Consider the following 10,574-nt stretch of genomic DNA (forward strand, 5'->3'; position numbering starts at 1 on the left):
CTTGCCTGGTTTTGGAAAGGCATGGTAGTCGAGCGCTTTTTGGCGAAATTGTTCTTCAGGGGTGAGTTCTTGACGGTGGTCATCAGGCATAGAAATAGGTACTCGTTAAAATGATTCAGCACAAAGGGGGTTAATCATTTTAGAGGAACTGAGTCAAGCTGCCTAGGTCAGAATGCGAGCGAGTAGGGTAATATGTGGGAAACGACTGGAGATTAGACCAGATAGAAAGAGATATGACTGCGGGTTTTGCTGTGAATAGGTTAATTGCTCTAAATTTCTGGCAACAAAAAAGGACGCCGCAGCGTCCTTTTTCCTATCCGCGAGAAGGAATTACTTCTTACCGCTTGATAGAGCACCGAAACGCTTGTTAAAGCGATCTACACGGCCGCCAGTATCAACGATACGTTGCTTACCAGTGTAGAATGGGTGACATTTGTCACATACGTCTAGGTGGATTGATTCTTTGTCTAGAGTAGATTTGAACTCAAATGTGTTGCCACAAGAACAAGTTGCTGCTACTGCTTTGTATTCTGGGTGGATTCCAGCTTTCATGGGGTAACCTCAATATAGGCCGTGTCGCTATCCGATTCAGAGCCGGACACCACACGTAGTTAATGTAAAATGGATTTAGGACACCGCTGCCAGAGCAGCCATATCTCTAAGGCGCGATATAGTAATGAATAGTACGCCTAGGATCAACCGATTTGGGGTAGAAATCGCTACTTTTTTAGCCGCTGCAGGAGAGGGAGACGCATGGATGTTATCGCGAAGTGGCGTTACCCGCGCCTCCTCATACAGACACTGAGATGCGCTGGCTTTTCTCACTCTGCCTTTTCCCTTAGACTAAACGCGTCATCGACCTGCAGTGAAAGACTGAATGAGACCCACCATCGCCCGAGTCGCGTTACCCGTACCACTAGATAAACAGTTTGACTATCAAATCCCTGGACACCTTTTTCCAGTGATTGGTGGGCGCGTGTCTGTGCCTTTTGGCCGTCAAACCTTAGTCGGTATCGTGACGGCCTTGGTGCAGCAGTCATCGCTGCCGATGGACAAAATCAAGCCGATTAAGCAGGTGCTCGACAGTCAACCTGTTTGGCCTGACTCGTTATATACCTTGTTGCACTGGTGCAGCCACTTTTACCAATATCCACTTGGCGACACCTTAGCCAATGCGATGCCCAGCGCCCTGCGTAAGGGAAAACCGGCCGACTTTACCGCCGTGGTGGAATGGCAACTGACGCCAACCGGACGCGATCAATTGATGCATGGATTTGGCCGAGCGGTTAAGCAAGCCAAAGTGATGCAGATGCTGCAACACGGACCGACGTCACACCAACGTTTTATTGATGAAGAGGTCAGCACAAGCGTGCTGCGCACGTTGACAGACAAAGGTTGGATTGAGTCGATTGAGCGCAAGCCTCATTTTGCCAAGTGGGGCACTGACATTGAAGCCGATGTCGAGAAACCAAAGCTGAATGAAGAGCAAGCAATCGCTATCGCGACGGTCAACAGTTTCAGCGGTTTTGGCTGCTTTTTGCTCGAAGGGGTGACCGGTTCAGGCAAAACCGAGGTATATCTCAACATGATTAAGCCAGTCCTCGAACGGGGTCAGCAGGCTTTGGTGTTGGTGCCGGAAATCGGTCTGACGCCGCAAACCATCAATCGCTTTCGAAAGCGTTTTAACGTGCCGATTGAGGTAGTACATTCTGGATTGAATGACACCGAGCGCCTCAATGCCTGGTTGTGCGCGCGCGATAAAGTGGCCGGCATTGTGATTGGGACGCGATCTGCATTGCTGACGCCTTTTGCTGATCTGGGCATTATTATTGTCGATGAAGAGCACGATAGCTCTTACAAGCAGCAAGATAGCTTGCGCTACCATGCGCGCGATGTGGCGGTCATGCGCGCCAACAAAGAGCAGATCCCGATTGTGCTTGGTTCAGCAACGCCCGCGTTAGAAACGCTGCACAATGCGCTGTCTGGCAAATATCATCATCTGCATTTGTCTCGCCGAGCAGGCAGTGCGGTGCCCACCACCAATCAAGTGATTGACGTCAAAGGGCTCTATTTAGAGGGGGGCCTCTCTGCGCCACTGATCGCTCAAATGCGCAAGCACCTCAACGCAGGCAATCAGGTGATGCTGTTTTTAAATCGACGCGGCTTTTCCCCGGCTCTGATGTGTCATGAATGTGGCTGGATCGCGGAATGCAAGCGCTGCGACGCCTACTACACCTACCATCAGCACAGCAGCGAAATTCGCTGTCACCACTGTGGCTCTCAGCAGCCGACGATCCACCAGTGCCAAGGGTGTGGTTCCACTCAACTGGTCACTGTTGGGGTGGGAACCGAGCAGCTAGAGAAACAACTGCATACGCTCTTTCCAGAGCAGAAAACCATTCGTATTGACCGCGACAGCACGCGGCGCAAAGGCAGCCTAGAAGAGGCGTTAAGCGCCATTCGACGCGGTGAATATCAGATTCTGATCGGCACGCAAATGCTCGCCAAAGGGCACCATTTCCCGGATGTGACGCTGGTGGCTCTGTTGGATGTCGATGGCTCACTCTACAGCAGCGACTTTCGAGCCTCTGAGCGTTTAGCCCAGCTCTTCATTCAGGTGGCAGGCCGAGCGGGGCGTGCCAGCAAACCCGGTGAAGTGTTGTTGCAAACCCACCACCCAGAGCACAGCCTATTGCAAGCACTGTTGAAAAAGAGTTATCGGGACTTCGCTGAGGTGGCCTTAGCAGAGCGAAAACTGGCGGCGTTGCCCCCGTATTCGTTTTTAACGCTGTTTCGTGCGGAGGCGAACCAATCTGAGCTGGTGGAAGAGTTCCTACGCCAAGTCCGCTTTACTTTAGAATCCCACCCTCTGTTTGATTCCGGCTGCATGGTGCTGGGCCCGACACCCGCCCCGCTTGCCAAACGTGCGGGTAAGTTCCGTTGGCAATTACTGCTGCAAACCGAGCAGCGCTCGTTAATGCAAAAGCTGCTGGCCAGTGCTAAGCCGGCTATCGAGTTGCTGCCGAGCGCGAAAAAGGTCCGTTGGTCGGTCGATATCGAGCCTCAAGACTTGAGCTAACACGCCGATTAGTTTAAATAAGGGCAGGGACGATAGGCGCTGTGAGCTGATTTCGTTCTTTTTCATTTATTTGTGATCTGGCTCTCTTTTATAGTTCGGGTTTTGTTAAATATCCCGTAACTTTCTGTTTCGAAATGAATAAACTAGTTGTTTGGAAAGGGGTAGGCGAAGCGAACCTTGGCAAGAGCCAAACGATTGCGTTTCGCTGCCAATAAGAGTGGGCATCAGCCTACCATCATCATAAGCGGTGCAGGATTGACCCCGTCATCACCACACCAGACGCTATGATCAAGGCAACAAGGTTTAGGTGGCTAAAGCGCTACATCTTTAATTAAGAGGGTTAATAACTTATGGCGACAATGAAGGATGTTGCCCAGCTTGCGGGAGTGTCGACGGCGACGGTATCACGGGCGTTGATGAATCCCGAGAAAGTCTCTTCTGCGACGAGAAAACGCGTCGAAGAGGCGGTGCTTGAAGCTGGCTACTCACCCAACTCGCTGGCGCGCAATCTGCGTAGAAACGAATCAAAGACCATCATCGCGATCATCCCAGACATTTGCGATCCCTATTACACCGAAATCATTCGTGGCATTGAAGATGCGGCTATGGAGCACGGTTACATCGTATTGCTTGGGGACAGCGGCCAACAAAGAAAGCGTGAAAGCTCTTTTGTGAACTTGGTATTCACTAAGCAGGCCGATGGCATGCTGCTGCTCGGTACGGATTTACCGTTTGATGTTAGCAAGGCAGAACAAAAGAATCTGCCGCCGATGGTCATGGCGTGCGAATTTGCGCCTGAGTTAGAGTTGCCCACCGTGCATATTGATAACCTCACTTCCGCATTTGAAGCGGTCAACTACCTGACTCAGATGGGGCATCGCCGTGTCGCGCAGATTTCGGGGCCAGAGAGTGCTCTACTGTGTCAGTTCCGTCACCAGGGTTATCAACAAGCGTTGCGCCGCGCGGGCCTAACGATGAACGAACACTATTGCGCAGAAGGCAACTTCACATTTGAAGATGGTGCGAAGGCGATTCGTCAGTTGTTGGCCTTATCTGAGCCGCCGACAGCGGTTTTTTGTCACAATGATATGATGGCGATTGGTGCGATTCAGGAAGCGAAAAAGCTTGGGCTTCGCGTGCCACAAGATCTATCGGTTGTGGGTTTTGATGACATTCAGTTTGCGCAATACTGCGATCCACCACTCACGACGATTTCTCAGCCGCGTTATGAAATCGGGCGTCAGGCGATGCTGATGATGCTTGAGATCCTCCGTGGCCACGACGTGCGTGCCGGCTCTCGACTGCTCGAAACAGAACTGGTGATTCGAGATAGCGCCGCGCCGCCGTGCGTCCTCTAGACGACTTGAACGGTCATTGAGCCGCCGGTCGCCCTGGCTGCGCCACTTTGCGGCCAGTTTTGCTGAGCCGCTTCCAATTCCGGTCTGTCCTCACACACAAATCTGCTTTAACATAGCGAGCAGTTGTATTAAATGGTTTGATAATCAGTTGTGGCGAATAGAGATTACGTAAAGCGCGGCAGTAGCCGTAAGCCGACTAAAAAAGCCGCCCCGCGCCGCAAGAAACCGTGGCGCAGTGGTTTGTTGGCCATCGTCTTGGTCTCGGCGTTCGGTTATGGGTTGTATCTACTCAGTAGCGACCCTGAGCCGCCTGCGCCGGTGGTTCAACCCGCGAAGCCTACCCCGAAACCCAAAGCGAAAAGCAGCCAAACTCTCCCTCCTCCGCCAGAAGAGAAATGGGACTATGTCGAGTCGTTGCCGAGTCGTGAAGTGGAAGTGAAAGCCAAAGAGCTGGTGGTGTCTGAGATTCCCTACATCATGCAGTGCGGCGCGTACAAAACCGCGCAGCAAGCTGAAGCGCGTAAGTTGGATATTGCTTTCCAAGGCATCAACAGCAAAATTCGCAAAAAAGAAGACAGCAGTTGGTATCGCGTGGTGCTTGGCCCATACAAATTTAAGCGTGACGCAGAGCGTGATAAGCACAAGTTACAGCGCGCCAAAATCGAGCCTTGTGCGATTTGGAAAGAAGCACAATAAACGCCGACGTCTAATGCGTTCAAAGTGAAAACATCGCCCCGCCTTCTTGTCGGGGCGATGTCTTTTCTACCCTTGAATTCTGTTTTTCATAGCCTCATATAAAGACTAACATCCAAATGAATAAAGTATGAGGCCCCACCGTGACTACCATTGTATCCGTACGTCGTAACAACAAAGTCGTCATTGCTGGTGATGGACAAGTATCGCTGGGTAACACAGTGATGAAAGGCAACGCACGTAAAGTTCGCCGTTTGTACAACAACAAGGTACTTGCGGGATTTGCCGGTGGTACTGCCGACGCGTTTACCTTGTTCGAACGTTTTGAAAGTAAGTTGCAAATGCACCAAGGTCATTTGACCAAAGCGGCGGTTGAGCTGGCCAAAGATTGGCGCAGTGACCGTGCGCTGCGCAAGCTTGAAGCTTTGTTGGCCGTCGCTGATGAGACGGCATCGTTGATCATTACCGGTAATGGTGATGTGGTGCAGCCAGAAAACGATTTGATCGCGATTGGTTCTGGGGGCAACTTTGCGCAAGCGGCAGCGACGGCGCTGCTCGAAAACACCGAACTCGACGCCCGTGACATCGCGGAAAAGTCGCTCAAAATTGCGGGTGATATCTGTGTGTTCACCAACCATCACCACACTATCGAAGAACTAGAAATCCCGCACAGCGCTGCGAAGTAAAAAGCAAGATAGTGGTCACTACATTTAAGGAATTCAATTATGTCTGAAATGACTCCTCGCGAAATCGTCCACGAACTGAATCGCCACATCATTGGCCAAGAAAACGCAAAACGCTCTGTGGCGATCGCGCTCCGTAACCGCTGGCGTCGTATGCAGCTAGAAGAAGGCTTGCGCAGCGAAGTAACACCGAAGAACATTCTGATGATAGGGCCAACGGGTGTGGGTAAAACTGAAATTGCCCGTCGCTTAGCCAAGTTAGCCAATGCGCCCTTCATCAAAGTTGAAGCCACAAAGTTCACGGAAGTGGGCTACGTGGGCAAAGAGGTGGAGACCATCATTCGTGATTTGACCGATGTGGCGGTCAAAATGACGCACCAACAGGCGATGGAAAAAGTGAAGTTCCGCGCCGAGGAGCAAGCCGAGGAGCGCATTCTTGATGCGCTATTGCCGCCAGCACGCGATGCTTGGGGTCAGAATGAGCAGCAAGACGAGAGTTCGTCGAATACTCGTCAAGTGTTCCGCAAAAAACTCCGTGAAGGCAAACTTGACGACAAGGAGATTGAGATTGATGTCGCTGCGCCGCAAATGGGCGTCGAGATCATGGCGCCTCCTGGCATGGAGGAGATGACCAATCAGCTTCAAGGCATGTTCGCCAACTTCAGCCGGTGATACTAAGAAGAAGCGTAAGCTGAAAATTAAAGATGCGTTCAAAGCGGTGACCGAAGAAGAAGCCGCGAAGCTGGTCAATCAAGAAGAGCTCAAAGAACAAGCGATCTTTAACGTCGAAAACAACGGCATCGTGTTTATCGATGAGATTGATAAAATCTGTAAGCGCGGCGAAAGCTCTGGCCCAGATGTATCTCGTGAAGGCGTACAGCGTGACTTACTGCCGTTGATTGAAGGCAGCACGGTCTCGACCAAACACGGTATGGTCAAAACCGATCATATTCTGTTTGTTGCATCGGGCGCTTTCCAAGTGGCGAAGCCATCGGATCTGATCCCAGAGCTACAAGGTCGTCTACCGATTCGTGTCGAGCTGGAGGCACTCTCTAGCCACGATTTTAAGCGCATCCTAACGGAGCCCAAAGCATCACTGACCGAGCAATACTGCGCGTTGATGAAAACCGAAGACGTTGACATTGAGTTCACCGAAGAGGGCATCACCCAGATTGCAGAAGCGGCATGGACGGTCAATGAAACCACCGAGAACATCGGTGCACGCCGTCTGCACACCGTGATGGAGCGCTTGATGGATGAAATCTCCTTTGAAGCGACCGACAAGGCAGGCTCTAAGTTGGTGATTGATGCGCAATACGTGAAAGCGCGCTTGGGTGAGTTTGTCGAAGACGAAGATCTCAGCCGCTTTATTCTGTAAGTGCGATAGACACTCACAAACGAGGCACAAGATAAACAAAGCCCGCTCAGTTGAGCGGGCTTTCTATTTTTAATAGACGGAGGCTTAGATCATAAAGATAAAAATCACCGCCAACGCTGAGATAAGGGCTGCGAAGAAGTAGCAGGCAATTTTGCCGACGACACCCGCATGGATTTTAAGATCATGCATGCCGTGATGGACACGGTGCATGGCATGCCACATGGGTAGAGCCAGTGTGCCGATGATAAACAGCGCACCGATGATGCTGGTGGCAAACTCGGACACGCGCTCATAGCTCAATGCGTCTGCGCTGATGATGCCCAGCGGGGCCAACACACCTAAGACTAAGATAGTCACAGGGGTGATCATCGCGAACCAGGTGCCGCCAGCGCCAAATAGCCCCCACCATACTGGCTCATCACTGCGTTTAGGGGCTCTGTTAACGTTGAAATTTGAATTCATGATTACGGCTCCTTACACCACCACGAGGACGACGAGAGAGATAAACGCCACCGCTGCCCACTGAGTGAGAACGACGATCTTTTTATCAACGGGTTTGCCTTTTAAGCGAATCGGCATCACTTGCGGCATCATGCTAAAGAAGGTTTGGGCGTGCAGTAAACTGCCAGCCAACGCCACAATGTTGATGGCGATGACCACTGGGTTTGCCATAAAGCCAAGCCAGCTTTGCCACGCTTCTGGGCCTTTGACCAGCGAACCCAATCCGATGGTGAGGAACAGAGTAAACAGCACCAAAGGCAACACCGTTGCTTCACGCAACATGTAGAAGCGGTAAAACGGATGATCTTTCCACCAGGTGCGTTTCACTTCACGAACGTAAGGTTTACGGTTACTCATCCTTATGCCTCCTCTTTTGCAGGTGTGCCGTCAGGCTTTAACATGGCAATCACGAAGTCCATCGAGGATTCGACTTTACCTTGGTTCACCGCCGCCGCAGGATCCACGCTCTTCGGACACACTTCTGAGCAGTAGCCGACGAAGGTACAGCCCCATGCGCCATTGTCACCGTTGATCAGCGCCATGCGCTCGGCCTTACCGTTGTCGCGGCTGTCGAGGTTATAACGATGCGCCAAGGTGAGGGCCGCAGGGCCAATGAACTCAGGATTAAGACCAAACTGAGGGCAGGCGGCGTAACACAAACCACAGTTGATGCAGCCAGCAAATTGCTTGTATTTGGCCATTTGCTCAGGCGTCTGTAGGTTAGTGCCGTCTTCGGGTTTACGGTCGTTTCCTATGATGTAAGGCTTGATGGCTTCAAGACGCTCAATGAATGGCGTCATATCGACAATCAAATCTTTTTCGATAGGGAAGTTTGCCAACGGCTCGATTTTGACGCCATTTGGGTAGTCACGCAGAAAGCTCTTACACGCCAGTTTTGGCACACCATTGACCATGATGCCGCAAGAGCCACAAATCGCCATGCGGCAAGACCAGCGGTAAGAGAGCTCTTTGTCTAAGTTGTCTTTGACGTAACCAATTGCATCAAGGATGGACATGGTTTCATCAAACGGCACTTGGAAGGTTTCAAAGTGCGGTTCGTTGTCGGTTTCTGGGTCATAACGCAGAATGTCGACTTTTTGAATGCGGTTGGCTGACATTAGGCTTTCTCCTCTGCGTTTTTCTCGGCGGCTTCTTGTGCGGCGGCTTTTTCAGCGGCTTCACCGTAGAGGCGTGCTTTCGGCTGTGACTTGGTGATGGTGACATCACTGTAGTCGATGCTTGGCGCTGCATCCGCTTGATAGAAGGCGAGGGAGTGCTTAAGAAAGTTCACGTCATCGCGCTCTGTGCAGCCATCATCAAGACGCTGGTGGGCACCGCGAGACTCTTTACGCAAAATCGCCGAATGTACCATGGCTTCCGCCACTTCAAGGCCGTACCCCACTTCGATGGCGTAGAGCAGATCGGTGTTGAACACCTTACCTTTGTCCTTGATGCCAATACGCTTGTAGCGCTGTTTGAGCTCGGTGATTTTATCTATGGTTGCTTGCATTAGATCTTCTTGACGATAGATGCCGCAGCCCGCTTCCATGGTGTGGCCCATTTCCGTGCGAATATCTGCCCAGTTTTCGTCACCCTCTTGATTCATTAGGGCTTGAATACGGGCTTCCACCTCTTTGATTTGCGCGTCAATCGCGGCTTCATTCCAACCTTTGAACTCGGCGGCGCGCTGCACAGCTTGCTCGCCCGCCACGCGGCCAAACACAACAAACTCAGCCAGGGAGTTTGAACCTAAGCGGTTTGCGCCATGCAGACCAACAGACGCACACTCACCGACCGCAAATAGGCCTTTGATGCGTGTTTCACACTGGCCATTGGTTTCAATCCCGCCCATGGTGTAGTGAACCGTTGGACGAATTGGGATGGGCTCTTTGGCTGGGTCGACGTTAACGTAGGCTTTGGCCAGTTCACAGATGAACGGCAAGCGCTCTTGAAGGTACTCTTCACCGAGGTGGCGCAAATCAAGGTGGACCACATCACCGAGTGGGTGCTTGATGGTGTTGCCTTTTTGCTGCTCATGCCAGAACGCTTGGGATACTTTGTCGCGTGGCCCGAGTTCCATGTATTTGTTCTTCGGCTGACCCACCGGTGTCTCTGGTCCCATGCCGTAATCTTGCAGGTAGCGGTAACCGTTTTTATTGACGATGATCCCGCCTTCACCACGACAACCTTCGGTCATGAGGATACCGGTACCAGGTAGACCGGTTGGGTGGTATTGCACGAACTCCATATCACGCAGTGGCACACCATGACGATACGCCATCGCCATGCCATCGCCTGTCACGATACCGCCGTTGGTATTACAGTGATACACACGACCCGCACCGCCCGTGGCCAGTACCACAGACTTGGCTTTGATGGTGACCAGTTCCCCTTCCGACATATGAATGGCAATCAGACCTTGCACTTCACCGTCATCCACCAACAAGTCAACGACAAAATACTCATCAAAACGGTTGATGTTGTTGTATTTCATCGAGGTTTGGAACAGGGTGTGCAGCATGTGGAAGCCAGTTTTATCCGCTGCAAACCAGGTTCGCTCGACCTTCATACCGCCAAAACGGCGCACGTTGACTTCGCCGTTTTCTTTCCGACTCCACGGGCAACCCCATTGCTCCATCTGGATCATTTCGCGCGTGGCGTTTTCAACAAAGTATTCAACGACATCCTGTTCACAAAGCCAGTCACCCCCACCCACGGTATCGTTGAAGTGGTTGTCTAGGCTGTCCTCATCCTTGATAACTGCGGCTGATCCACCTTCTGCAGCAACCGTGTGGGAACGCATAGGATAGACTTTTGAAATCAAAGCGATGTTTAAATCGGGATTTGCTTCAGCTGCTGCAATAGCAGTTCTCAGACCAGCG

9 protein-coding genes and 1 pseudogene are annotated in these 10,574 nt (G+C 51.7%); 5 read left to right on the top strand and 5 right to left on the bottom strand.

The window, feature by feature from the left end; all coding sequences use genetic code 11:
- Positions 1-330 precede the first annotated feature (330 nt).
- Entirely contained in the window at positions 331-552 is a 222-nt protein-coding gene (gene rpmE, locus AC6R1O_RS09510; protein WP_334555681.1) for a 50S ribosomal protein L31, read from the bottom strand.
- Between the two features lie 325 nt (positions 553-877).
- On the opposite strand from rpmE, the gene priA reads away from it, so the two are divergent.
- The 5 genes and pseudogenes from priA (at position 878) to hslU (ending at position 7,191) form a co-directional block, all read left to right on the top strand.
- A complete protein-coding gene (gene priA, locus AC6R1O_RS09515) occupies positions 878-3,079 on the top strand; it encodes a primosomal protein N' (RefSeq protein ID WP_500633008.1) in 2,202 nt (733 codons plus the stop codon).
- A gap of 350 nt (positions 3,080-3,429) precedes the next feature.
- The gene (cytR, locus tag AC6R1O_RS09520; protein ID WP_500656922.1) at positions 3,430-4,437 is read left to right on the top strand and encodes a DNA-binding transcriptional regulator CytR; all 1,008 of its coding nucleotides are present in this window, start codon (positions 3,430-3,432) and stop codon (positions 4,435-4,437) included.
- Between the two features lie 150 nt (positions 4,438-4,587).
- Positions 4,588-5,133, top strand: a complete 546-nt coding sequence (locus AC6R1O_RS09525) for an SPOR domain-containing protein (RefSeq protein ID WP_334555677.1) — start codon at positions 4,588-4,590, stop codon at positions 5,131-5,133.
- 140 nt (positions 5,134-5,273) lie between these two features.
- On the top strand, positions 5,274-5,816 hold the full coding sequence (gene hslV, locus AC6R1O_RS09530; RefSeq protein ID WP_487902569.1) for an ATP-dependent protease subunit HslV: 543 nt from the start codon (positions 5,274-5,276) through the stop codon (positions 5,814-5,816).
- A gap of 39 nt (positions 5,817-5,855) precedes the next feature.
- Positions 5,856-7,191: pseudogene (gene hslU, locus AC6R1O_RS09535) on the top strand (ATP-dependent protease ATPase subunit HslU).
- 84 nt (positions 7,192-7,275) lie between these two features.
- On the opposite strand, the gene frdD reads toward hslU, so the two are convergent.
- The 4 genes from frdD to frdA all read right to left on the bottom strand — a co-directional run.
- The gene (frdD, locus tag AC6R1O_RS09540) at positions 7,276-7,653 is read right to left on the bottom strand and encodes a fumarate reductase subunit FrdD (protein WP_334555674.1); all 378 of its coding nucleotides are present in this window, start codon (positions 7,651-7,653) and stop codon (positions 7,276-7,278) included.
- A 12-nt stretch (positions 7,654-7,665) separates the two neighbouring features.
- Positions 7,666-8,049 (bottom strand): fumarate reductase subunit FrdC, encoded by a 384-nt coding sequence (gene frdC, locus AC6R1O_RS09545; protein ID WP_487902571.1) that lies wholly within the window; start codon positions 8,047-8,049, stop codon positions 7,666-7,668.
- A 2-nt stretch (positions 8,050-8,051) separates the two neighbouring features.
- On the bottom strand, positions 8,052-8,810 hold the full coding sequence (locus tag AC6R1O_RS09550; protein WP_334555672.1) for a succinate dehydrogenase/fumarate reductase iron-sulfur subunit: 759 nt from the start codon (positions 8,808-8,810) through the stop codon (positions 8,052-8,054).
- Positions 8,810-10,574 (bottom strand): fumarate reductase (quinol) flavoprotein subunit (gene frdA, locus AC6R1O_RS09555; RefSeq protein ID WP_500656923.1); only part of this gene is annotated, 1,765 nt, incomplete at its 5' end. The genes frdA and AC6R1O_RS09550, both read right to left, overlap by 1 nt.

The organism is Vibrio sp. R11-SG3-ISO3-SZ (genome assembly GCF_059834345.1).

What these genes read in the sequence shown, in the direction of transcription:
- rpmE (WP_334555681.1), bottom strand. Translation starts at nt 552, where the DNA reads ATGAAAGCTGGAATCCACCCAGAATACAAAGCAGTAGCAGCAACTTGT.
- priA (WP_500633008.1), top strand. Translation starts at nt 878, where the DNA reads ATGAGACCCACCATCGCCCGAGTCGCGTTACCCGTACCACTAGATAAA.
- cytR (WP_500656922.1), top strand. Translation starts at nt 3,430, where the DNA reads ATGGCGACAATGAAGGATGTTGCCCAGCTTGCGGGAGTGTCGACGGCG.
- frdD (WP_334555674.1), bottom strand. Translation starts at nt 7,653, where the DNA reads ATGAATTCAAATTTCAACGTTAACAGAGCCCCTAAACGCAGTGATGAG.
- frdC (WP_487902571.1), bottom strand. Translation starts at nt 8,049, where the DNA reads ATGAGTAACCGTAAACCTTACGTTCGTGAAGTGAAACGCACCTGGTGG.
- AC6R1O_RS09550 (WP_334555672.1), bottom strand. Translation starts at nt 8,810, where the DNA reads ATGTCAGCCAACCGCATTCAAAAAGTCGACATTCTGCGTTATGACCCA.